This is a genomic window from Herbaspirillum frisingense (assembly GCF_047325095.1).
Taxonomy (GTDB): domain Bacteria; phylum Pseudomonadota; class Gammaproteobacteria; order Burkholderiales; family Burkholderiaceae_D; genus Herbaspirillum; species Herbaspirillum frisingense.
Genome location: NZ_CP168558.1, coordinates 1,942,722 through 1,966,719, shown reverse-complemented (window position 1 = coordinate 1,966,719; position 23,998 = coordinate 1,942,722). Strand labels below are relative to the sequence as shown.

Annotated in this window: 19 protein-coding genes; 6 read left to right on the top strand and 13 right to left on the bottom strand. The window is 64.2% G+C overall.

Features of this window, described 5'->3' with window-relative positions; translation table 11 throughout:
- The first annotated feature begins 296 nt into the window (after positions 1 to 296).
- Positions 297 to 2,318 (top strand): hypothetical protein, encoded by a 2,022-nt coding sequence (locus ACEOAC_RS09180; protein WP_413628802.1) that lies wholly within the window; start codon positions 297 to 299, stop codon positions 2,316 to 2,318.
- Between the two features lie 435 nt (positions 2,319 to 2,753).
- Here ACEOAC_RS09180 and ACEOAC_RS09175 read toward each other — a convergent pair whose 3' ends face one another.
- The 4 genes from ACEOAC_RS09175 to ACEOAC_RS09160 form a co-directional block, all read right to left on the bottom strand.
- A complete protein-coding gene (locus ACEOAC_RS09175) occupies positions 2,754 to 6,083 on the bottom strand; it encodes a S8 family serine peptidase (RefSeq protein WP_413445409.1) in 3,330 nt (1,109 codons plus the stop codon).
- Between the two features lie 524 nt (positions 6,084 to 6,607).
- Positions 6,608 to 8,083, bottom strand: a complete 1,476-nt coding sequence (locus tag ACEOAC_RS09170) for an efflux transporter outer membrane subunit (RefSeq protein ID WP_413628801.1) — start codon at positions 8,081 to 8,083, stop codon at positions 6,608 to 6,610.
- Positions 8,083 to 9,654: an MDR family MFS transporter gene (locus ACEOAC_RS09165; protein ID WP_413628800.1), complete on the bottom strand. Its 1,572-nt coding sequence runs from the start codon at positions 9,652 to 9,654 to the stop codon at positions 8,083 to 8,085. The genes ACEOAC_RS09170 and ACEOAC_RS09165 overlap by 1 nt, the downstream gene beginning before the upstream one ends.
- Positions 9,651 to 10,886: an HlyD family secretion protein gene (locus ACEOAC_RS09160; RefSeq protein ID WP_413628799.1), complete on the bottom strand. Its 1,236-nt coding sequence runs from the start codon at positions 10,884 to 10,886 to the stop codon at positions 9,651 to 9,653. Before ACEOAC_RS09160 ends, ACEOAC_RS09165 begins: the two co-directional genes overlap by 4 nt.
- Before the next feature lie 166 nt (positions 10,887 to 11,052).
- Between ACEOAC_RS09160 and ACEOAC_RS09155 the strand changes: the two genes are divergently transcribed.
- A complete protein-coding gene (locus ACEOAC_RS09155; RefSeq protein WP_241812712.1) occupies positions 11,053 to 11,583 on the top strand; it encodes a MarR family winged helix-turn-helix transcriptional regulator in 531 nt (176 codons plus the stop codon).
- Positions 11,584 to 11,665: 82 nt separating this feature from the next.
- Here ACEOAC_RS09155 and pip read toward each other — a convergent pair whose 3' ends face one another.
- Positions 11,666 to 12,643: a prolyl aminopeptidase gene (gene pip / locus ACEOAC_RS09150; protein ID WP_413444476.1), complete on the bottom strand. Its 978-nt coding sequence runs from the start codon at positions 12,641 to 12,643 to the stop codon at positions 11,666 to 11,668.
- A 97-nt stretch (positions 12,644 to 12,740) separates the two neighbouring features.
- Complete coding sequence (locus ACEOAC_RS09145; protein ID WP_039875916.1) at positions 12,741 to 13,202, bottom strand: Lrp/AsnC family transcriptional regulator; 462 nt, start codon at positions 13,200 to 13,202, stop codon at positions 12,741 to 12,743.
- A 189-nt stretch (positions 13,203 to 13,391) separates the two neighbouring features.
- Here ACEOAC_RS09145 and ACEOAC_RS09140 point away from each other — a divergent pair, with 189 nt between their 5' ends.
- The 4 genes from ACEOAC_RS09140 (at position 13,392) to fnr (ending at position 18,166) form a co-directional block, all read left to right on the top strand.
- Positions 13,392 to 14,459, top strand: coding sequence for a 1-aminocyclopropane-1-carboxylate deaminase (locus tag ACEOAC_RS09140; RefSeq protein WP_006464234.1), 1,068 nt, complete (start codon positions 13,392 to 13,394; stop codon positions 14,457 to 14,459).
- A gap of 268 nt (positions 14,460 to 14,727) precedes the next feature.
- Entirely contained in the window at positions 14,728 to 15,351 is a 624-nt protein-coding gene (locus ACEOAC_RS09135) for an OmpW/AlkL family protein (protein ID WP_006464232.1), read from the top strand.
- Positions 15,352 to 15,563: 212 nt separating this feature from the next.
- Complete coding sequence (locus ACEOAC_RS09130) at positions 15,564 to 16,682, top strand: fatty acid desaturase (RefSeq protein ID WP_413444477.1); 1,119 nt, start codon at positions 15,564 to 15,566, stop codon at positions 16,680 to 16,682.
- 638 nt (positions 16,683 to 17,320) lie between these two features.
- The gene (fnr, locus tag ACEOAC_RS09125; RefSeq protein WP_241812715.1) at positions 17,321 to 18,166 is read left to right on the top strand and encodes a fumarate/nitrate reduction transcriptional regulator Fnr; all 846 of its coding nucleotides are present in this window, start codon (positions 17,321 to 17,323) and stop codon (positions 18,164 to 18,166) included.
- A gap of 29 nt (positions 18,167 to 18,195) precedes the next feature.
- On the opposite strand, the gene ACEOAC_RS09120 is transcribed toward fnr, so the two are convergent.
- The 7 genes from ACEOAC_RS09120 to ccoN form a co-directional block, all read right to left on the bottom strand.
- Positions 18,196 to 18,453: a hypothetical protein gene (locus ACEOAC_RS09120; protein WP_006464229.1), complete on the bottom strand. Its 258-nt coding sequence runs from the start codon at positions 18,451 to 18,453 to the stop codon at positions 18,196 to 18,198.
- Positions 18,454 to 18,524: 71 nt separating this feature from the next.
- A complete protein-coding gene (locus tag ACEOAC_RS09115) occupies positions 18,525 to 19,070 on the bottom strand; it encodes a FixH family protein (RefSeq protein ID WP_413445033.1) in 546 nt (181 codons plus the stop codon).
- A gap of 43 nt (positions 19,071 to 19,113) precedes the next feature.
- Entirely contained in the window at positions 19,114 to 20,586 is a 1,473-nt protein-coding gene (gene ccoG, locus ACEOAC_RS09110) for a cytochrome c oxidase accessory protein CcoG (RefSeq protein WP_413445034.1), read from the bottom strand.
- A 138-nt stretch (positions 20,587 to 20,724) separates the two neighbouring features.
- Positions 20,725 to 21,657, bottom strand: a complete 933-nt coding sequence (ccoP, locus tag ACEOAC_RS09105; RefSeq protein WP_006464226.1) for a cytochrome-c oxidase, cbb3-type subunit III — start codon at positions 21,655 to 21,657, stop codon at positions 20,725 to 20,727.
- Positions 21,650 to 21,844, bottom strand: coding sequence for a cbb3-type cytochrome oxidase subunit 3 (locus tag ACEOAC_RS09100; protein WP_006464225.1), 195 nt, complete (start codon positions 21,842 to 21,844; stop codon positions 21,650 to 21,652). The genes ccoP and ACEOAC_RS09100 overlap by 8 nt, the downstream gene beginning before the upstream one ends.
- Before the next feature lie 4 nt (positions 21,845 to 21,848).
- Positions 21,849 to 22,463: a cytochrome-c oxidase, cbb3-type subunit II gene (ccoO, locus tag ACEOAC_RS09095; RefSeq protein WP_006464224.1), complete on the bottom strand. Its 615-nt coding sequence runs from the start codon at positions 22,461 to 22,463 to the stop codon at positions 21,849 to 21,851.
- 12 nt (positions 22,464 to 22,475) lie between these two features.
- Positions 22,476 to 23,903: a cytochrome-c oxidase, cbb3-type subunit I gene (gene ccoN / locus ACEOAC_RS09090; protein ID WP_006464223.1), complete on the bottom strand. Its 1,428-nt coding sequence runs from the start codon at positions 23,901 to 23,903 to the stop codon at positions 22,476 to 22,478.
- Between the last annotated feature and the right edge of the window lie 95 nt (positions 23,904 to 23,998).

Below are 23,998 nucleotides of genomic sequence, written 5' to 3'. Positions count from 1 at the left end.
CTGGTGCTGCAGCAGTGGCGGCGATCGTGATGGGTGAGGGACGGACGACAGGAGCGGGCGCTGCGGGTACGGGCGCTGCTGCCGCAGGAGTCGCTACTGCAGGGGCTGCAGGGGCCGCAGGTGCCGTAGGCGATGTAGCTGCAGACTTTGCGGCTCCTGCCGTTGTTCCAGCTGCTCCGTTGCTACCCGTTGTGCCGGTATTGCCGGTGCTGCCCGTGGTTCCAGTTTTGGCGGTGGTGCCGGTGCTGCCCGCTGTGCCCGCCGTGCTCGCTGTACCCGTTGTGCCGGAGCCGCCGTTGGTGGTAGTTCCGGTACCGCTGCTGGTAGTCGTGCCAGTGCCGCCGGTGGTAGTGGTGCCGGTACCGCTGGTGGTGGTGGTTCCTGTGCCGCCAGTGGTGGTGGTGCCGGTACCGCCAGTAGTGGTGGTGCCGGTGCCGCCGGTGGTGGTGGTGCTCGTGCCGCCGGTAGTGGTGGTGCCGCTACTGCCGGTGGTGGTCCCGCCCGTACCGCCGGTAGTGGTGGTTCCTGTGCCGCCAGTAGTGGTGGTGCTGGTGCCGCCAGTAGTGGTGCTGCCCGTGCCGCCTGTGGTGGTGGTTCCTGTACCGCCGGTGGTGCTGGTGCCCGTGCCGCCAGTGGTGGTGGTGCCGGTACCGCCAGTAGTGGTGGTGCCCGTGCCGCCGGTGGTGGTGGTTCCTGTGCCGCCGGTTGTGGTGGTGCCGGTACCGCCTGTTGCGGTGGTGCCGGTGCCGCCGGTGGTGCCTGTGCCGCCGGTGGTGCTGGTGCCCGTGCCGCCGGTGGTGGTCGTGCCTGTGCAGCCGGTAGTGCTGGTGCCACTGCAGCCGCTAGAGGTGGTGCCTGTGCCGCCGGTGGTGCTGGTGCCGGTGCCGCCGGTAGTGGTGGTGCCTGTGCTGCCGGTGGTCGTGGTGCCTGTGCCGCCGGTGGTGCTGGCGCCCGTGCCGCCGGTGGTGCTGGTTCCTGTGCCGCCTGTAGTGGTGTTGCCAGTACCGCCGGTGGTGCTGGTGCCGGTACCGCCAGTAGTGGAGGCCCCGGTATCGCCGGTGGTGGTGGTAGTGCCCGTACCGCCGGTGGTGCTGGTGCCCGTGCCGCCGGTGGTGGTGGTTCCGGTGCCACCGGTGGTGGTGGTGCCCGTGCCGCCGGTGGCGGTGGTTCCTGTGCCGCCAGTAGTGGTGGTGCCTGTGCCGCCGGTGGTGCTGGTGCCTGTACCGCCGGTGGTGCTGGCGCCCGTACCGCCAGTAGTGGAGGCCCCGGTATCGCCGGTGGTGCTGGTTCCTGTGCCGCCGGTGGTGCTGGTGCCCGTGCCGCCGGTAGTGGTGGTGCCCGTGCCGCCGGTAGTGGTGGTGCCGGTGCTGCCGGTGGTGCTGGTGCCCGTACCGCCGGTGGTGCTGGTGCCTGTACCGCCGGTGGTGCTGGCGCCCGTACCGCCAGTAGTGGAGGCCCCGGTATCGCCGGTGGTGGTGGTGCCCGTGCCGCCGGTATTGGTGGTGCCCGTGCCGCCGGTATTGGTGGTGCCCGTGCCGCCGGTGGTGCTGGTTCCTGTGCCGCCGGTGGTGCTGGTGCCCGTGCCGCCGGTAGTGGTGGTGCCGGTGCTGCCGGTGGTGCTGGTGCCCGTGCCGCCGGTGGTGCTGGTGCCTGTACCGCCGGTGGTGCTGGTGCCTGTACCGCCAGTAGTGGAGGCCCCGGTATCGCCGGTGGTGGTGGTGGTGCCCGTACCGCCGGTGGTGCTGGTGCCCGTACCGCCGGTAGTGGTGGTGCCGGTGCTGCCGGTAGTGCTGGTGCCGGTGCTGCCGGTGGTGGTGGTGCCGGTGCTGCCGGTGGTGCTGGTGCCCGTGCCGCCGGTAGTGGAGGCCCCGGTGTCGCCGGTGGTGGTGCCTGTGCCGCCGGTGGTGCTGGTGCCCGTGCTGCCGGTGGTGGTGGTTCCTGTGCCGCCGGTGGTGGTGCCTGTGCTGCCGGTGGTGCTGGTGCCCGTACCGCCGGTAGTGGTGGTGCCGGTGCTGCCGGTGGTGCTGGTGCCCGTGCCGCCGGTAGTGGTGGTGCCTGTGCTGCCGGTGGTGCTGGTGCCCGTGCCGCCGGTAGTGGTGGTGCCGGCGCTGCCGGTGGTGCTGGTGCCCGTGCCGCCGGTAGTGGAGGCCCCGGTGTCGCCGGTGGTGGTGCCGGTATCGCTGGCGGTGGTGGTGCCGGTACCGCCGGTGCTGTCTGCGGTCCCGGTGCCGCCTGTGCCGCCAGTGGTGCTGGCGCTTCCGGTGTCGCTACTGCTATCGGTACCAGATGCTAATACCTGTGCTTCATTTGTTACCTGAGCGACAGCCGGCATACTCAAGGCCGGACCCAGGGTCAGCATTACTGCGGCACAGAGTGTGTGCATGCGCAGGCCGACAGGCGGCAGGATGCAGGCGGGCTTGCCCGGCTTCTTTTGTTTGAACATTTTACTTTCCTCAGTCTTGGACGAGGCCACCGGGAACTCAAACCCGCCCCCCCGTCCTTGTTGTTTCCCCTCCCTGAGTGCCAGTTAGAACCGGCTTTTGTAGAACGGCATTGTCAAGGCCCGCTGCCTTTCTCGGCATTGTCTTTTGGTGCCGTTTGGGCTGAACGGATATGTACTTTGTTGCGTCAGTTCGACGAATGGGATGCGCCGCCGGACGGATCGTTGATTGCAGCAGGAAGCAGGACGAGGTTCGGTTCAATCGACCGCCGGTCCATCCGCGGACACGGATGGACCGGCGGTCGTGCACAGGTCAGAAACGCCAGCTGGCCTTGATCGCAGCCGACTGGTTGATGATGCCGCTGCGTCCATCGGCGTCATAACGCAGGGACACCTCGGTGCCATAGACCGCCTTGACCGTGTAGCTGATACCCGCCTTCATCAGCCAGGGCGAACGCGCGCTGCCCGGGACCGAGAAGCCAGGGCCAGGCACGCCGGCATAGCGCACCACCATGTCGTCACGATCATTGATGGCGTCATAGCCGGCACCGAGGTGGGTGCTGATCTGTGACTCAGGCGAGAGCGCGTAGTTGAGGCGGGTCTCCACGCCCAGCACCAGCGCTTGCGCGGTCTTGCCCTCGACCTGCAGGTTCAGGGCATCGGCGCCTCTTTCCGTGTACGCACGGCTTTGCAGGCGGGTGTAGTCCAGCTCCAGGGCCGGCACCAGACCCAGGCTCTGCGTCAGCGGCAGCACCTGCGACAGGCTGGCACCGGCGTGCGTGCTCAGGCTGCCGTAGTCCGCGCTGGCACTGCGGTTCAAGCCGCCGAAGCGCAACTCGCGCTGGCTGCGGCTGACGTTCCAGCCGACATCCACCTGCAAGCCCAGCGTCATGCTTTGCACCGGCAGGCTGGCGTACAGGGCGACGACATTGGACTCGATGCGCGACTTGCTGCCCGTACCGGACAGTGCAGTGTTGCCGCTCACGTTGGTATTGCCGTAGGCATAGGACAGGCCCAGGCGTGCCATTCCCAGATCACCCTCGATGCCACCGGCCAGGCCCCAGGTATTGGCGCTGAAGCCAGCCGCACCATCGCGGTCACCCTGATTGACGCGGGCGTCAAAGGGCATGATCCAGGCTTGCCGATCCGCCGATTCACCGGAGGACAGCCCCGAGGCCGCCCCACCCTGTGCGACCGCAGCCGGCGCAAAGCGGCTGGCGACGATGCGGTTCAACGAGGACAGGCTACCCATGATGGCCGCTGCATTGGTATTGCGCGGCAGGCTCTGGTTGACGGCACGGCTGACGCTGGCGGCATCGGGCAGGCGGCCCAGTGCGGAAACCACGGTGCTCATGTCGCCCGATGACGTCTTGCCCGGCTGCTGGATCTGTTGATCCAGTGCTGCCGCCGCACTGGTAGCGGCGCTGCGGCGATCTTCCTTGACCACCTGGCTGATGGTCACTGCGTCGACGATGTCCAGATTGACGCTATTACCGCTGATGGCGGCATTGAAGTCGAACAGCAGCGAGTTGTCGGCCACGGCAAAGCTGCTGGCCTCCAGGGTAGCGGCGCTGATGACACCGGCCAGCTTCTGCCCCTTGCCCAGGGTGTTGACGCTGGCCACATCCACCGCCAGTTTTGCCTGCGGCACGAAGCTGGCGCGACCACTGACCTGCAGCTTGCCGTAGTTGGTCTCGCTGGACGCGCCGAAGCTGAGGATCTGGTTGGCCTTCTGGCTATAGTTGCTCACGACCAGCGTGCCGTCAGCAATGCTGGTATTGCCGCTATAGCTGGTAACACCGGTCAAGATCAGCGTGCCGCGGCCGCGCTTGACGAGACTGCCCACCGCAGCGCCATCGGTGACGGCACCGGAGAGCGTCATGGTATGGGCCTGGGTGTCGATATTGCCCACGCCGCTGAGGTTGACCGCGTTGGCCAGCGTCAGCTTGTTGGCGGCGGCGCGCAGGGTGGTGCCATCGGACATGGACAATGGGCCGCTACCCAGTGCCGTATTCGAACCCACGCCCAGCGTACCGCCCTGCAGCAGGGTGCCGCCGGAATAGCTGTTGTCGCCCGTCAGGGTCAGCGTGCCGGCGCCGGTCTTGACCAGTACAGCCGCATAATCTGCGTCGGTCTTGTTGGCGACATGGTTCATGTAGGCGGTTTGCCCCCGGTAATTGTCGATGGCCTGATTGGCCTGCACGATGCCCTGGTCAGCATCCACCATCGCCTTGATGATCTCTTCCATGCTGACGGTCTGGCCATTGCTCAAAGCCCTGAAAATGACATTGGCAGTCTTGTTCGCACGGACGGCTTCCATGGCGGCGTCATAGGCCTCCAGTTCCGCATCGGAGGCGTCCATCGACAAGGCGTCCTCCACCTTGCGCAGGGCTTGGGCAAGGATCAGCGCCCCGTCATAGGATGCGCTCACCAGCTCTCTCGTCTTCGCCGTGGTGCTCTGCGAGAGCGCTTGCGCCTTGGCCTGGAGGGATGCCAGCGAATTCACGCGCCACTCCGCCAGCGCCTGTTTTTCCTCAGCCTTGCGCCGTACCAGGGCCGCCTCGGAAATGTTGTTGCTCCAGGTATCCTCCAGCCCCGTGGGGAGGTGTGCATTGAACCGGCCGAGCAACTGGCCAGGGCCGTTCAGGGCCATGTTCAAGTCAGGGATACCCCAACCGAACGTCGTATTGGGAACGTCGCTCGCCCCCGTTCCGAGATGCTTGGCGGTGGTCAGCAGGATGGTGCGAATGGCCTGGTTGTCCAGTGTCGGGTAACGCTCCATCAGCAAGCCCAGTGCGCCGGTGACGTGCGGCGCCGCCATCGAGGTACCGCTCTCCTTCTCATAGCCCTTGTCCGAACTCGATTCCAGGCTATTGATCGCCGCACCCGGTGCCGACACGCACCAGTACTTGGCCAGGCCGCAGCGGTTGCTGAAACGCGGCTGGAGCAGATCGCTGGCCAGCGCGGTGACGGTGATCCAGTTCTGCTCCATTTCCGGCTTGAAGTAAGGCAGGGCCGAACGGATGTTGACGTTGTCGCGACCGGTATTGCCGGCCGCCCAGACGTGGAGCACGTTGCTTTCCCTGGCCACGTCCACCGCAGCATCCAGCCAGGATTTCTTGCCGCCGCCCTGCAGGCGATCGTAGGCCGCAGCCACCCCGGCAAGGGTCCCGAAATCGTCACGCGGGTCCGGGCTGCCCCAGCTGCTGTTGATGGCACGCACCCCGGCTGCCGCCAGGTTGCCGTAGGCCGCCTTGAAGTAGTTGTAGTCCATGTTCACGCCATACAGCGAGCCGTCGGTACCGTTGCTGTTGGTGATGTGGTAGTCGCTGTCGAAGGCCACGCCCATCATGCCCACACCGTTTTTGGCCGCAGCGATGGTGCCCGAGACATGGCTGCCGTGGTTGTCATTGAAGAGGCTCTTGGCGCCGGTGGTGTTGAAGGCCTGGCCGGCTTTCCAATCACGCCTGCTTTCATCCTGCTGCGAACCGTCATTGGCATACACACCGGCGACCGGCAAGGCCTTGATAGCGCGGCCGGCGAACTCCTCGTGCGTCAACAGCAAGCCCGAATCGACTGCGCCCAGCTTGATACCGCGTCCGCTGAAACCGGCGGCATAGGCATGCTGGGCAGCCGACGGCATCGGGCCTGTCGGTCCAGGCGACATGCCGCGGCGCCTTTGATAGGACGCATCCCTCTCTCATGGAGTCTCCCTGACGTCCTGATTTCTGGTTTTCCGGGAACGCGATATACAGCGGCCCGATGGTTTTTTGGGAGGGGATTGTCCGGTTGTGATCCGATTCTTAATATTGTCCGATGGTGCAGGGCGGCCGATGTGCCGGGCTTGCGCCAGCGCTGAAAAGCTGCCGAAGAGCGACACCGCGACTGTCATGCATGACGTCGCGTCTATTTCCAGGGTCGATGCTCAGAACAATAAAAAGTGAAGTGTTGTGCAGAGGAAGAACAGCGGACGCACATGCCCGCCGGCACACAAGGAAGGAAGGTGAAGAAGTGCGCGGAAGTTCTGCAGAAATGGAAAGGACGGCGGCGCGGTGAGGGAGAAGAGAAGCGGAGACAGGGGCTGCGAGGGGCTGCGAGGGACTGCGAGGGAAAGGGAACGAGGCCACCGCGCCCCGTCCCCCTACCGCGCAGGATCAGTGCGCGGGATCAGCTTTCGGCCTCTCCCCAGCCCAGTCCCAGGGCTTTCTGGATGCCGACGAAACTACGCGTCAGGTTGGCCTCGGCCTGCAGCAGGTTCTGCTGGGCGCTGATCTGCTGGCGCGTGGTATCGAGCACCTCGATCAAGGTGCCGGTGCCAGCCTGGTAGCGCTGCCTGGCCAGCTCCAGCGCGCGGTCGGCGGAGGCCTTGCTGCGCGCCAGGGTGGCGACCGTGATGCGGCCGTAGCGGAAGCGCGAGAGGGAATCCTCGGCGTCGCGCAGGGCTTCCAGCACGGCCTGGCGATACTTCATCTCGGCTTCGTCGCGGACCTGTTCGGCTTGCGTGACGCGTGCCTTGGCACGGCCGAAGTCGAGGAAATTCCAGCTCAGCATCGGCGCGCCCAGGGCCACGAAATCATCCAGCCGGGTGAGATCGGAGGGATGGGTCCCGCCCAGGCCGATCACGCCGAAGAGCTTCAGGCTGGGATAGCGCGCGGCCTCGGCCTGGCCGATCTTGGCAGTGTCCGCGGCCAGGGTGCGTTCGGCAGCGCGCACGTCGGGACGCCGCCGCAGCAGCGCGACCGGATCGCCGACAGCAACCTGTTGCGGTGGCAGGGGCAAGGGTGAGGGCGCGTTCAGTTTGGCATCCAGCGTGCCGGGCTCCTGTCCCAGCAAGGTGGCCAGCTGGTTGAGGTAGGCCTCGCGTTCGGCCTGCAGCGGCAAGAGCTCGGCGCGGGTGGCGTCGAGCTGGTTCTGCACGCGGATCTGGTCCAGCGAGGATGCGGTGCCGCGCTGCACGCGCTGGCCGGTCAGGGCGAGCATGTCTTGCTGGGCCTGTACCGATTGTTCGCCCAGGGCCAGGCGCTGCTGGCGGTCGCGCAGGTTGATGTAGGCGTTGACCACTTCGGCGGTGAGGCTGACCTGCACATCGGCCAGCGAGGCTTCGGCGGCCTGCGCGCTGGCACCGGCGGCCTGGATGGCACGACGATGGGCGCCGAAGAGGTCGGCCTCCCAGCTGGCGTCCACGCCCAGATTGTAGAGATTCACGCTGGAGGCGGACGAACCGCCGGAGCTGGAACCGCCGGTCAGCGCCCCCAGGTTGGCCGGTGGCAGCCGCGCATGCGCGGCCAGTGCGGAGGCACCGACGCTGGGGGCGGCGTTGGCCTGTTCCAGGTCGAGATTGGCACGCGATTGCTGCAGCCGGGCGCGGGCGCTACCGAGGCTGGGATTGGCTTGCAGGGCTTGCTGCACGAGGCGGTTGAGCTGGGCGTCGTTGAGCGCTTCCCACCAGCGGTTCAGCGGTGCGGCGGCATTGGCGAGATCGCCGGCGCGCACGAACTGCCCGCTGCGCTGGGCCTGCGGCGCGGCGTCGGGTGGGCCGGCGTATTCCGGCCCGAGGGCGCAGCCGGCCAGCAAGGCGGCAGTGGCCAGCGCGACCAGGCGTACGGGAGTAAAGAGAGGGAGAGTCTTGTCCATGTTCATCATCAATGAGAAGCCACCGGCGCGGCATGGGTGGGCAAGGGGCGCAGGAACAGCACCAGCGGCGTGACGCAGAGGATGGCCACGCCCAGCATCCAGAACAGGTCGGCATAGGTCATGGTCAGCGCCTGGGCCTGGATGGTGGAGCCCAGCAACTGGATGGCGGCATCCTGGCCGCCCAGCAGCTGGGCTTGCGCGCCGATGCCGGATTGCACCAGGTCGGAATTGGCAGAAAGGCTTTCTTCCAGGCGGCGGCTGTGCAGCCACAGGCGCTGGTCCTGGATCACCGCGATGGCGGCCAGCGCCAGCGAGCCGCCCAGGTTGCGCGCCGCGCTGTAGAGACCGGAAGCGTCGCCGGCCTGCGAGGCCGGCACCGAGCGGATCGCCGCCTGGTTCAGGAACAGCATGGCCAGCACGGTACCGACACCGCGCATCAGTTGCGAGGCCACGAAGGAACCGCCATAGGACAGCGGGCTGAGATCGGTCTCGATGAAGGCCGACGCCGCCAGCAGCAGGAAGCCGGTACCGACGGCGATGCGGATATCGACCAGCCGCATCAGCAGCGGCGTGAACGGCATCATCAGGATCATCGGCACCCCCGAGAGCAGCACGATCCAGCCCGACTGCAGCGAGTTGTAGCCGGCAATCCCGGAGAGGAACTGCGGAATCACATAGGCCGTGCCGTAGAGCGCCACGCCGACGATCATGGCCATCATCACCACCGAGCCGAACTGGCGGTCCCGCAGCAGACGCAACTGGATCACCGGGTGGCGCGAGCGGATCTGGCCGATGGCCAGCAGGAGGAAGCCCAGTAGCGAGGTGGCCGCCAGCCAGCGGATGTCGGGCGAGGAAAACCACTGCTCGCGCTCGCCCTCTTCCAGCACCACCGTCAGGCCACCCAGGCCCAGCGCCAGGCCGGCGATGCCGAACCAGTCGGCCTCGGCCAATTGCTCGAAACGGGGACGCTCATAGGGAATCGCCACCAGCAGCAGCGTGATCAGCGCCGCGCCCACCGGCAGGTTGATGAAGAAGGCGTAGTGCCAGCTGACGTTCTCGGTCAGCCAGCCGCCCATCACCGGCCCCAGCACCGGGCCGAGGATGGCGGTGGCGCCGAACATGGCATTGCCCACCGGCTGCTGCGCGCGTGGCAGGCGGGTGGCGATGATGGTCATGGCGGTGGGGATCAGCGCGCCGCCGGTGAAGCCCTGCCCTACCCGCCCGACGATCATCATCGGTAGCGTGGTGGACAGGCCGCACAGCACCGAGAACAGGGTGAAGAGACTGGCCGCCGTCAACAGCAGCACGCGCAGGCCGAGCAGGCGTTCCAGCCAGGCCGACATGGGAATGATGACGATCTCGGCCACCAGATAGGCGGTGGCGATCCAGGTGCCTTCGGTCCCGGAGGCGCCGATCTCGCCCTGGATGGTGGGCAGCGAGGAGTTGACGATGGAGATGTCCAGCGTGGCCATGAGCGCGCCCAGGGTGCCGGCGGCCACGGCCAGCCAGGCGCCGGCGTCGGCCTTCTCCGGGTTGGCACCATTGGCCTTCACCGCAGGGGTGGAGGCGGCGCTGCTCACTGCGGCTCCTTGCGGGTGGCGTTGGCTTCGCTGGTGCGCTCGCGCAGCGCGCGCAATTCATCCTTGGCGGCGATGGTGTTGACCTCCACCGTCACCGACAGGCCGGCCACGAAGGAGCGGGTTTCTTCCGGGGTGGCGTCGATGGCCACGCGCACCGGGACGCGCTGGACGATCTTGGTGAAGTTGCCGGTGGCGTTTTGCGGCGGCAGCAGCGAGAATTGCGCGCCGGTACCGGGCGAGAGGCTTTCCACATGACCGTGGAATTCCACGCCGGGCAAGGCATCGACCTTGATGCTGGCCGGCTGGCCGATGCGCATCAGGCCGATCTGGGTTTCCTTGAAGTTGGCGGAGACGTAGAAGCGGGTCGGCACCACCGTCATCATGCGCGTGCCGGCCGAGACGAACTGGCCGACGCGCACCTGCTTGTCACCGATGCGGCCATCGACGCTGGCGCGGATTTCGGTATAGCCGAGGTTGACGCTGGCAGCGTCGTACTGGGCCTTGGCGGTTTCACCCTGGGCCTGGGCCTGGCGCACCTGGGCCTGCAGCGAACGCACCCGCAGCTGGGCTGCATCCAGGGCGGCACGACGCGCCGCCACCGTGGTGCGGGCCTGGGCCTGCTGGTTGCGCAGGGTGGTCAGGCGTTCGCGGGTTTCGGCGCCGGAGGCGGCCAGCGGGGTGTAGCGCTCCACTTCGGAAGAGGCAAAGCGCGCATCCTCTTCGGCGGCGGCCAGTTGCGCCTTGGCCTGGGCGATGGCGGCCTGCTGTTCGGCCAGTTGCGCATTGGCGGCTTCTTCGCTGGCACTGGCGGCGTCGATCTGGGCCTTGGCCTGCGCCGCCTGGGCGGAATAGTCGCGGGCGTCGATGCGCACCAGCGGCTGGCCGGCCTTGACGATCTGGTTGTCGGCCACCAGTACCTGGTCCACGTAGCCGGTGACCTTGGAGGAGACGGTCACGCTGTCGGCATGGATGAAGGCATCGTTGGTGCTTTCCAGGTACTTGCCGCGGAACTGGTAGTACAGCACCCAGGCCACGACTACCACCAGCACCACCAGCCCGAGGGCGCGCAGGATGAAGCGGGCGCGCGGGCTCATGCGCTTCTTGGGAGGGTTGTTCTTGTCGCCGTTGGTGTTCGTATTGGCATTTGCGCCGGGGGTTGAGGTGGATGGCTCCGCTTGCTGCTGACTGGGCTGCTGGTTTGGCTGCTGACTGCTGGGTGTGGCGTCGGTCATCTTTTTTATCCTAATATCGGGGCGATGATGGCGTGGAGTGACGTTGGGGAATTGCCGGGGACTTCAATGTGGCGTCATCAAGATTTCTGATCAGCAACACTACGCTTCACTTTTTGTGAGCGAAAATATTAATGAGGTACCATATGATATGGTATCCAGGAAAATCATGTCTACAGGCTTTTCAAACGATTACAGCGGGGCCGCCGAGGCGCTGCGCGACTTCTACATCCGCTCGCACCGCACGCTGGACAAGCTCATGGCCGGCGAAGGGGCTTCGCTGGCGCGCAACAAGATGCTCGGCCACATCGAGCGCAACAGTCCGGTGCGGGCGGCCGACCTGGCCACGGCCTTCGGCTTCGCGCCGCGCACCATCACCGAGGCCATCGATGCGCTGGAGCGCGACGGGCTGGTGCAACGGACGGGCGACATCAGTGACCGGCGGGTCAAGCACATCGCTTTGACAGCCGCCGGCAAAGAAGTGCTGCGCGCCTCGGAGCCGGTCAAGAAAACCTTTATCGATGGCTTGTTCGCGGCGCTGGAGGAAGAGGAAATCGCCACGCTGACGCGGGTGCTGGGCAAGCTCAACGGGCGGCTGGCGGAACTGGAGGAAAGTTATTCGGCACAGGCTGCCAGCGCCGCCACCGTGGCCGGCGCCACGGATGAGCCAGCCGGCAAGCGCGGCCGCAGGAAAGACTGAGGCGTAAAAAAAGCGCTCCCCGTGAATGGGAGCGCTTGGCGCCGGGCAGATTGGAGGGTCTGCCGGTCCGCCGATCCGCCGATCAGCCGCCGGCGAAGCGGTCGGTGGCGGCGATCAACTGGTCCAGGATGCCGGGTTCGTTGTAGGCGTGGCCGGCGCTGTCGATCAGGTGCAGCTGCGAGCCGGGCCAGGCCTGGTGCAGGTCCCAGGCCGACTTGGCCGGCGTGGCGAGGTCGTAGCGCCCTTGCACGATCACGGCGGGAATACCTTCCAGACGCGACACATTGGCCAGCAACTGGCCCTCTTCCATGAAGCCCTTGTGGAAGAAGTAGTGGTTCTCGATGCGGGCGAAGGCCAGTGCGAACTGGGCATCGTTGAAGGAATCGATCAGGCGTTCATCGGCCACCAGCGTGATGGTGCTGGCTTCCCAGCGGCTCCAGGCGCGTGCGGCCTGCAGCTTGGCGGCTTCATCGTCGCCGGTCAGGCGCTTGCGGTAGGCATGCACCAGGTTGCCGCGCTCGGCGGCGGGGATCGGCGCTAGGAACTCGTCCCAGCGGTCCGGCACCATCCACGATGCGCCCTCCTGGTAGTACCAGTCCAGCTCGGCCTGGCGCAGCAGGAAGATGCCGCGCAAGACCATTTCGGTCACGCGCTGCGGATGGGTCTGGGCATAGGCCAGTGCCAGGGTGCTGCCCCAGGAACCGCCGAAGACCTGCCAGCGCTCAATGCCCAGCATCTCGCGCAGGCGTTCGATATCGGCCACCAGATCCCAGGTGGTGTTGGCGTCCAGGTTGGCGTGCGGCAGCGAGCGGCCGCAACCGCGCTGGTCGAACAGGACGATGCGGTATTTCTCCGGATTGAACAGGCGCCGGTGCGACGGGCCGCAACCGCCGCCGGGGCCGCCATGCAGGAACACCACCGGCTTGCCGGCCGGGTTGCCGCACACTTCCCAATAGATCTGGTGACCGTCGCCGACATCCAGCAAGCCGTGATCATGGGGTTCTATCGGGGGATAGAGGCCGCGCAAGGAGGTGCTGGAGGTGGAAGTGGTCGAGGTCATCGGGAATCCTTGAAGGTGAATGCAAGACGGGAACAACGTTCAGACGTGAAATGCAAAGGTGAAGAAAGGTGAAGTATAGGACTGGAATCGAGATCCTTCATTCGACCACGAGTTCCGGATTGTTCTTCACCTCGTTGAGGACGAAGAAGGAACGCAATTGCCGCACACCCGGCAGGCGCAGCAGCGTATTGGCGTGCAGCCGGTTGAAGGCCTGCAGGTCCTTGACCCGCAACTTGATCCAGTAATCGAATTCACCTGCCAGCAGCAGGCACTCCTGCACGGCGGCGATATCGCGCACGGCCTTTTCGAATTCGGCAAAACTCTCCGGCGTGGAGCGGTCCAGCACCACGCCCACCGTCACCAGCACCGGCAGGCCCAGTTTTTCGGGGTCCAGGATGGCGCGCACTTCCTTCACATAGCCCTCGTCCATCAGGCGTTTGGTGTGGTTCCAGCAGGCCGTGGCGCTCATGCCCAGCTTCTTGGCCAGCTCGGCATTGCCGATGCGGCCATCCTTCTGCAGCGCCTTGAGGATGCGCTTGTCCATGCGATCTAGCGTCATGATGATTATTCCGATAATTCCTGCAAAGTCGAATGGATATTTTCACGAAATAATTTACGTCACTTCTTTCAACCGAATCATGCCATAAATTCGGAAGCACCATTTAAATGAGGCGGCGTAAAGTTGATCCCGGCGATTCGATGTGAATCGGACCACTTTTCCTGAATCCACCTGAACCGGAGCAACCCCATGCTGGCACTCGACAAACTCTTCCCGCGCAAGACGCTGGGCTTCTTCCCCTCCCCCATTCACAAGCTGGAACGACTCTCCGCCATGCTGGGCGTGGAAGTCTGGGCCAAGCGCGATGACGTGTCCTCGGGCCTGGCCTTCGGCGGCAACAAGATCCGCAAGCTGGAATGGCTGGTGGCCGATGCCCTGGCCAAGGGTTGCGACACCCTGGTCTCGATCGGCAACATCCAGTCCAACCACACGCGTCAGGTCTGTGCGGCAGCGGCCGCAGTCGGCATGAAGTCCTATACGGTGCAGGAAACCTGGCTGGAATGGGATGACCCGGTCTACGACAAGGTCGGCAACATCCTGCTGACCCGCATCATGGGCGGCAACCCCATCATGGGCGGCTACGGCTATTCGACCACCGAGAAGGACACCTGGGCCCGCGCCCTGGAAGAAGTGCGCGCCAAGGGCGGCAAGCCCTACGCAATTCCGGCCGGTGCCTCCGACCACCCGCTGGGCGGCCTGGGCTATGCCAACTTCGCCGACGAAGTGGCGATGCAGGAGCAGCAGCTGGGCATCTTCTTCGACAACATCGTGGTGGCCACCTGCACCGGTTCCACCCAGGCCGGCATGGTGGTGGGCTTCGCCGCACAGGAAAAGCGTCGCCGCGTGATCGGTATCGATACCGCCGACGATGAAGCCATGACCCGCCGCGCCGTCACCAAGATCGCCAACGACACCAGCGAGCTGATCGCCTCCAAGGGTGGCCAGCGCGTGGTGGTACGCGATGCCGACATCGAGATCATCCCCGACTACAGCGGCCCGGCCTATGGCCTGCCGAGCGAGCAGACCATCGCCGCCATCCGCACCGCGGCCGAGATGGAAGCAATGCTGACCGATCCTGTCTATGAAGGAAAATCCATCGACGGCCTGATCGACATGGCCAAGAAGGGTCATTTCAAGGGCCAGCGCGTACTGTATGCCCACCTGGGCGGCGCACCGGCACTGAATGCCTATTACAAGGCCTTCGAAGATCCGGAAAACCTGACCAAGCTGGCCCGCGAAGCCCGCTTCAAGGAGTAAGCCCGGGCGCGGCCCGCGGGCCGTACGCTATGCCTATGGACGTCAACAGCCCGACCTGTGTATGCAGGCCGGGCTGTTGCGCTTTCTGTGATGCTTTCTGTGATGCTTGCTGTCATGCTTTCTGTCTCTCTTTCGTGACTCTTTCGTCACTCTTGCGCCCGCAGATCTGCTGTTTCCACACCTTGTGCCGACCCGCTTGATCGGCATCAAAGCCCGCCAGCCGCTTCACGCGTACCTTTCGCACATCCTCACTCGACAGGTAAAAACCGTGAAAAAAATCGTCACAATCACTGCCGCCGTGGCAGCCCTGGCATCCTCGTTTGCCGCCCCCGTCTTCGCACAGGAAGCCCAAAGCCCGTGGCTGGTGCGCGTACGCGCCGTCAACCTGAGTCCGGAAAACAAGTCCGACCCCGTGCTTGGACAAGGCGCCTCGGACCTGATCACCATCAACAACAAGGTGATCCCCGAATTCGACATCAGCTATTTCTTCACCCCGAACATCGCCGCCGAGCTGGTGCTGACCTATCCGCAAAAGCAGGACGTGCGCCTGTCCGGCACCAAGATCGGTACCTTCAAGCATCTGCCGCCGACCCTGACCCTGCAATACCACTTCATGCCTGAAGCCGCCTTCAGCCCCTACGTCGGCGCCGGTATCAACTACACCCGCATCTCCAGCGTCAACATCGACGGTGGCCTGCGTCTGGACAGCAGCAGCGTGGGCGGTGCCCTGCAGGTGGGCGCGGACTACAAGATCGACAAGAACTGGGTGCTCAACTTCGACGTCAAGAAGGTGCAGATCTCCAGCGACGTGAAGACCGCCTCCGGCACCAAGATCAGCAACGTCAAGATCGACCCGTGGCTGATCGGCGTTGGCGTGGGTTACCGTTTCTAAGGTATTCTTGCCGCACCCAAACGGCGCGATCCGTCATCCCTGATGACCGGTCGCGTTGTTTTTTGGGATCAGCGCTAACGTCCCCGCCATCGGTCCCGAGCCGAACGCCCACACCTTTGCAAACGCCATCCGCCATTTGCAGCGTTAGCAGGAGCAGTCTCATGCGGCATGCTCCCCCGTCCACCGTTTGAAAGTAGGAAGAGGTAAATTCGATGTCGACGACTTCGCACCCCAACACACCGGTCGCGCCAGGCGCACCGATGCCCCATCGCAAGATCATCCGATCGTGGGTGATCCCGATCAGCCAGCGCAGCACCGCCATTGCGCTGGCGCTGTCGGTACTGGATTTCTGCCTGTTCGGCGCCAGCCTGGCGGCCGTGATCTGGGTCCCCTGGCTGCTGGCCAAGATCGCGCTGGGCGTGGTCAATGGCTTCATCATCGGGCGCCTGTTCATCCTCGGCCACGATGCCTGCCACCAGGCCTTCACGCCCAACCGCAAGCTCAATACCTGGCTGGGCCGCATGCTGTTCATGCCCTCCCTGACCCCCTACAGCCTGTGGGCCGTCGGTCACAACGTGGTGCACCACGGCTATACCAACCTGAAGGGTTTCGATTTTGTCTGGCAACCGCGTTCGCTGGAAGAGTTCCGCGCCCTGCCGCGCTGGCGCCAGCGCCTGGAGCGCATCTACCGCAGCGGCTTCGGTCCCGGCCTGTACTACATGATCGACATGTGGTGGAAGCGCATGTACTTCCCCTCGAAGAAGCAGATGCCCACCCGTCGCGCCGAATTCATGTGGGATGGCGTGCTGGTGACCATCGTGGCGGCCGTCTGGGTCGGTGGCCTGGCCTGGGCCGCGCAAGCCACCGAGCAATCGTTCTGGACGCTGCTGGTGACCGGCTTTGCGATTCCCCTGCTGTTCTGGAAGGCCATGATCGGCTTCGTGGTGTATGTCCACCATACGCATACCTCGGTGGCCTGGTATGAAGACAAGGTCACCTGGGCCGCTGCCCAGCCCTTCGTCTCCACCACCGTGCACCTGACCTTCGGTCGCTACTGGGGCGCGCTGCTGCATCACATCATGGAACACACCGCGCACCACGTGGACATGAGCGTGCCGCTGTACCGCCTGAAGCAAGCCCAGAAGAAGCTGGAAACCATGCTGCCGGGCCGGATCGTGATCCAGCGCTTCTCGTGGCGCTGGTACTTCGATACTGCTCGCCGCTGCAAGCTGTACGACTTCAAGCGCCTGTGCTGGACCGACTATCGCGGTCGCCCCACCAGCACCCCGCTGCCGCTGCCGGACATGAGCAAGAGCACGGCAGAGGCGTGATCGGCAATCAATGGCACTGCCTGTGCCATCCGTTCAGGTAGCCACGATGTAGCTGAAGCTTCAATAACAAGACGGTCGCATGGAAGGGCATTCGCGGGTCCCCGGTAACCCCGCGATACCGCCCACTTTCCCCCATCAAGGCCGCTCCTCCCTTCTTGCACTTCTCACGCCAAAAGCAGACAACTGTCGCTTTTCAGCGGAGTTCCAGCCCGCAATGCCCGCCTTGCAGCCCGATGCGGCGATTAGAACTCATTTCATAAATAGTCGCGAGATGCGTTCTGCCCAGAAAGGGCGCTGGCCGCGTTGCGCTCCTTGCGTGTGGCACCACCACACGACGCGTCGCGCGCATTGCCATCGCCCTTTCTGGGCAGAACCCGCAGGGAGCGGCCCCTTTTGGCGAATTGCTGCGTTACGAATTTGGGTCAAGACGCCCAGTCTTGACCCAAATTCGCGCCTTGCACTTCATCCCAAACGGGACTCGCTCGCACTCGCGCCTATTTATGAAATGAGTTCTACTTTATTCATGTTTGATCTGGGACAAGAAATGCCGTCTGATTCGGGAATACTGTGCTGCTTATCTTGTTCCGCGCACTTAAAATCGAGTCATTCGATTGCCACATGTCCGCCGGGAACATCGTATGAACCAGTCTTGTCACTCCGCTCCACTTTCCGCATCGGCCAATGCCGCTGCTCCCCTGTCCCAGTGTTCGTCGTTGACGGCTGCACGTGAAGCGGCCGCCAGCTCCGCACTGCGTAGCTGCACCGCATGCGGCATGCACCAGCTGTGTCTGCCCATGGGCCTGGACGAATCCGACATGAAACGCCTGGACAAGATCATCGGTCGCCGCAAGGTGGCCCGCGATGATTTCCTCTACCGCATTGGCGACCAGTTCACGGCCTTGTACGCAGTACGCGTGGGCCACTTCAAGACCTATCAGGAAAACCTCGACGGCGATCGCCAGATCACCGGCTTCCAGATGCCTGGCGAACTGCTGGGCATGGATGCGATCAGCACCGAGACGCATCAATGCGATGCGGTGGCGCTGCAGGACAGCGAAGTCTGCGAGATCCCGTTTGCCCGCCTGGAACAGCTGTTCGGCCAGATCCCGCACCTGCTGCGTCACTTCCACCGGATGATGAGCCACGAGATCACCAGTGAACAGAACGTCATCATGCTGCTCGGTAATATGCGTGCCGAACAACGCTTTGCCGCCTTCCTGGTCAACCTGTCTTCGCGCTATGCAGCCCGTGGGTATTCGTCCACCCGTTTCCAGCTGCGCATGACACGCCAGGACGTGGGCAACTATCTCGGCCTGACCATCGAAAGCATCAGCCGACTGATCTCCAAGTTCCGCAAGCTGGGCTTGCTGGCCGTGGAGCAACGTGACGTGGAAGTGATCGATCTGCCGGCCCTGAAGCGCCTGGCGGCCGGGGTGGAGTCTTCCACCCCCGCACCTGCCGCGACCGCACGCGCAGCGGTCTAGGGGTCTAGGCCCGACCTCGTCCGGGGCGTTCAGCCCTGGACGAAATGACGCAGGCGCTCGCGAGGCAGCGCCCGGGTCAGCCGTACGGCCAGCAGGCCGCACACGGCAAAACTCCCCCAGAAGCAGAAGAAACCGACCGTGTAGGCGCCCATCGCTTCCCATTCATGGCCTGAGACCATGGCCAGCTCGTCCGGGTTGAACAGGGAAAAGAACACGCCTTCGGCCGCGATGGCCATCAGAAAAGCCACCCAGAGGACGATGGCGATATTGCGTTGCTGTTTGCGCATGGCTGTCTCCTTCAGTTATTTCATCCGTAGACTGACCGGTCTTGCAGCCGGTTTGATTGCAGCTTAGCGCATTATTCGGCCGGTGCGTAGGCCTCTGCATTCATTTCGATGCTGCGCTGTTGCGGCCACACCCAGTTGCCGTGCAACCGCCAGGCATGGCCGCCATCTTCGGCCACCAGGCGCCAGCGCGCCTGCTCCAGCTCCGCCAGGGGAACCGAGAACGTTCCGTCGGCGGCAGGACGGACCATCAGGGTCCGGTCCTTGGAAGGCTGGGTCGGATGCACCAGGCTGATGATCAGGGTCTGCCCTTCCTGGCCGACCGCCGGCACTTCGCGCATCTGCAGACGGCCGCGCAGCACGGCAGCCGCCGGGTCGTAGCCGATGCCAATGGCCGCGCCCAGGCGCTGCGCCTCATGGTCACGACGCAGGTCCTTGTTGATGGCCTTGCCCTGCTTGTAATAGTCGTCAGCCACCAGCGCATCGGCGCGCGAGATGGCCAGCCAGGCGGTGAAGATGCCGGCGACCACGACCACGGCCGGACCGGACATCAACAGCCACGGCCAGCGATGACGATACCAGGGTGTGGCGGGGGCCAGCTTGGGGGATAAGGTTTGCATGATTTCCTCTCTACTCTCTGAACGGATGGGGACAGGTCTTGGCTCAGCGTCGCGGCACCAGGAACACGGCCTTTTCGCTGACCTGCACTGACGGCTGGTCTTCCGCCTGCAGGGCGATGCGAATCTTGTTGGAGCCGACTTCACCCGCGCCATGCGGCGCCCGCACGCGGATCGGTACCATCAAGGTCTGGGTGGCGGCCATCTCGATGGGTTCAGCCGGATCGACCGTCAATCCATCGATGCCGCTGGCGCTGATGCGGTAGCGATGGCCGCGTTCATCGGTGTTGATGACCTGCAGGCGGTAGACGTTCTCGATGATGCCGTCTTCCACCTCACGCCCCATGGAGCCACGATCACGGATCACATCCAGCTTCAGCGGCGTGCGTATCCACAGCGAGCTGGCAAACAAGGCAATCACCACGCCCAGGATGGCGGTGTAGATCAGGATGCGCGGACGCAACAGGCGACGGCGGATTTCCGAGGTCGAGAAGCCCTGCTCGACGGCGTTTTCGGTGGAATAGCGGATCAGGCCACGCGGGCGCCTGATCTTGTCCATCACGCTGTCGCAGGCGTCGACGCAGGCGGCGCAACCGATGCACATGTACTGCAGGCCCTGCCGGATATCGATGCCGGTGGGGCAGACCTGCACGCACATCGTGCAATCGATGCAGTCGCCGGCCTTGCTGCCAGTCTCCAGCTTGGCAGCCCTGGCTGCCGGCATGCGCGGCTCGCCGCGGGCGGCGTCGTAGGTGATGATGAGTGAATCGCGGTCGAACATGGCGCTCTGGAAGCGTGCATAGGGGCACATGTACTTGCAGACCTGTTCGCGCATCCAGCCGGCATTGCCATAGGTGGCGAAGCCATAGAAGCCGATCCAGAACATCTCCCACGGTCCCAGGGCCAGGCTGCCGATCTCCGGCAGCAGGTCACGGATGGGCGAGAAATAACCGACAAAGCTGATGCCCGTCCACAGGGTCAGCGCGCCCCAGGCCAGATGCTTGGCCGACTTGCGCCACAGCTTGTCGAACGACCAGCCCTGGCGGTCCAGGCGCATGCGGGCGCTGCGATTGCCTTCGATGCGGCGCTCGATCCAGAGGAAGATTTCGGTATAGACCGTCTGCGGGCAGGCATAGCCACACCAGACACGGCCGGCCACGGCCGTAAACAGGAACAGGCTGAATGCACAGATGATCAGTAATGCGGCCAGCCAGATGAAGTCCTGCGGCCAGAGCACCAGGCCGAACAGGTAAAACTTGCGGGAAGCGAGGTCGAACAGCACGGCCTGGCGCTCGTTCCAGTTGATCCACGGCAGCCCATAGAACACCAGCTGCGTCAGGAACACGCAAAGCCAGCGCAGGCTGGCAAACCGTCCCTGGATCTCGCGCGGGTAGATCGGTTCACGCGCGGCATACATGCGTATGACGGCGTATTCCTCCTTGCCATCCTTGCTGTCGGCGCTCTGGGGTGGCAGGTCCCCCTCCTTGTCCTGCCCGGGTTTCGTTACGGCCTTGTCCATGGTATTGCCTGATCTGCTTTCACTCTCTGTGCGCTTCCAGACTGTGGTGAGAAGCGCCTTTCACGAAACCGCCGGGAGCGCGCAGATCTTTGTCTGCGTCAGTCCCGGCGGCGGATGACGTCACGTCGTCAAGACGGCTTACTTGGCGGCTGCATTGCTGGGCTTGTTGGACAAGCTCCACACATAGGCGGCCAGGACATGCACCTTGGGTTCGCCGAGGAACTCGCCAAACGACGGCATGGTGTTGTCACGGCCCTTGTTGATGGTTTCCTTGATGGTGTCGATGCTGCCACCGTAGAGCCAGATCTTGTCCGACAGGTTGGGCGCGCCCAGCGCCTGGTTGCCCTTGCCGCCGGGACCGTGGCAGGCCATGCAGGCGGCGAACTTGGACTTGCCCAGTTCAGCCTTGATCGGGTCATGTGCCGAATCGGACAGGCTCAACACGTAGTTGGCCACGTTGTCGACATCCTTGTCGCTGCCCACTGCGGCGCCCATCGGAGGCATCACGCCATGGCGACCCTTGAGGATGGTTTCCTTGATGATCTCCGGGGTACCGCCATGCAACCAGTCGTTGTCGGTCAGGTTGGGGAAGCCCTTGTTGCCGCGGGCATCCGAACCGTGGCACTGCGCGCAGTAGGTCAGGAACAGGCGCTCGCCGATGGCATGGGCTTGCGGATTGGCGGCGACCTCTTTCAGGTCCTGCTTCATGAAGCCCTCGAACAGCGGACCGTACTTGGCCTCGGCGGCCTTGACGTCGGCATCGTGCTCGCCGGTCGAGCGCCAGCCCAGGGTACCGGGCAAGTTGCCCAGGCCCGGATAGGCGACCAGGTAACCGACCGAGAAGAAGATGGTCAGGTAGAACAGCCACATCCACCAGCGCGGCAGGGGGTTGTTCAGTTCGCTCAGGTCTTCGTCCCAGACGTGGCCGGTGGTGGACCCGGCGACCGGCTGGTCGCCCTTCTTGACCTTCCAGTTGGACTGCTGCCAGAGCAGCAGCGCGCAACCGGCAATGCCCAGCACGGTCAGGACGATGATCCAGATATTCCAGAAACCATTGGTGAAATCAGCCATGGCGCACCTCCTTGTCGACGCCTTCCGCAGCCGGCTGGCCGATATCGCCGTCGGCAAAGGGAATCATCTCGGCTTGCTTGAAATCAGCGGGCTTGTGGCCGACGTAGGTCCACCACAGGATGCCGGCAAAGGTGATGAAACTGATCAGCGTGATCAGGCTGCGTGGATCGGTAATCATTTCAATCATGGTCTTATCTCTCCGCCTTGATCAGGATGCCCAGGCCCTGCAGGTAGGCGATCAGCGCATCCTGCTCGGTCTTGCCGACCAGTTCGGCCGGGGCGTTCTTGATGTCTTCTTCGGTGTACGGGTCGCCGATGCGCTTCAAGGCCTTCATGCGCGAGACGATGTCGTAGTTGTCCAGCTTGGTCTGTTCCAGCCACGGGTAGGCCGGCATGTTGGACTCCGGCACCACGTCACGCGGGTTGTGCAGGTGGGCACGATGCCATTCATCGCTGTAGCGGCTGCCGACGCGGGCCAGGTCAGGACCGGTCCGCTTGGAACCCCACTGGAAGGGGTGGTCGTAGACCGATTCGCCCGCCACGGAATAGTGGCCATAGCGCTCGGTCTCGGCACGCAGCGGGCGGATCATCTGCGAGTGGCAGTTGTAGCAACCCTCGCGGATGTACACGTCGCGGCCCGCCAGGCGCAGCGCCGAGTAGGGCTTCAGGCCGGCGATCGGCTCGGTGGTCGATTTCTGGAAGAACAGCGGCACGATCTCGGCCAGGCCGCCGACGCTCACCACCAGCAGCACCAGGCCGATCAGCAGCCAGGGGTTCTTCTCGATCCATTCATGCGAAAACTTCATATTTCCCCCAAATCAGTGCGCAGCGTTGGTCACGGCAGGAATCGGTGCGACGGCCAGTTCGGTGCCGCGCATCGTGCGCCAGGTGTTGTAGGCCATCACCAGCATGCCGGACAGGTACATCAGTCCACCCATCAGACGGATGACGTAGTACGGATAGGTCGCCTTGACGCTTTCCACGAAGGTGTAGGTCAGGGTGCCGTCGCTATTGACGGCGCGCCACATCAGGCCTTGCATGACACCGGCGATCCACATCGCGGCGATGTACAGGACGATGCCGATGGTGGCGACCCAGAAGTGGATCTCGATCAGGTCCTTGCTCCACATCTGGGTCTTGCCCGACAGACGCGGAATCAGGTAGTACATCGCACCCATGGTGACGAAACCGACCCAGCCCAGGGCACCGGAGTGCACGTGGCCGATGGTCCAGTCGGTGTAGTGGGACAGGGCATTGACGGTCTTGATGGCCATCATCGGACCTTCGAAGGTCGACATGCCGTAGAAGGACAGCGACACCACCAGGAACTTCAGGATGGGATCGGTGCGCAGCTGGCTCCAGGCGCCCGACATGGTCATCATGCCGTTGATCATGCCGCCCCAGGACGGTGCCAGCAGGATCAGCGAGAACACCATGCCCAGCGACTGGGTCCAGTCAGGCAGTGCGGTGTAGTGCAGATGGTGCGGACCGGCCCACATGTAGGTGAAGATCAGCGCCCAGAAGTGCACGATCGACAGGCGGTAGGAATAGACCGGACGGTTCACCTGCTTGGGGATGAAGTAATACATCATGCCCAGGAAGCCGGCGGTCAGGAAGAAGCCCACCGCATTGTGCCCGTACCACCACTGGATCATGGCGTCCTGCGCGCCGCTGTACATGGAGTAGGACTTGGTCATGGTTGCCGGCATGGTCATGCCGTTGACGATGTGCAGGATGGCCACGGCGATGATGAAGGCACCGTAGAACCAGTTGGCCACGTAGATGTGCTGCACCTTGCGCTTGACGATGGTGCCGAAGAACACCACCGCGTAGGCGACCCAGACCACGGCGATCAGGATGGTCAGGGGCCATTCCAGTTCGGCGTATTCCTTGCCGCGGGTGAAGCCCAGCGGCAGCGAGACCGCCGCGCCGACGATGACCACCTGCCAGCCCCAGAAGGTGAAGGCGGCCAGGAAGTCGGAGAACAGTCGTACCTGGCAGGTACGCTGCACGACGTAGTACGAGGTTGCCATCAGCGCACTACCGCCGAAGGCAAAGATGACAGCGTTGGTATGCAAGGGACGTAGCCGGCCGAAGCTCAGCCAGGGAATCCCCATGTTCAATTCGGGCCATGCCAGCTGGGCGGCGATGAACACGCCGACCAGCATGCCGACTACGCCCCACAGGATGGTCGCCACGCTGAACTGGCGCACAACCTTGTAGTTGTAGCTATTTTCTTTGCTCACGAAACTCTCCCCACTATGTTGAGTACTGATCAACGCGAGCTTACGGGGCGAGTTCCCCTGGGGCATTGACGTGTATCAAAGCGGGGAGAAGCATG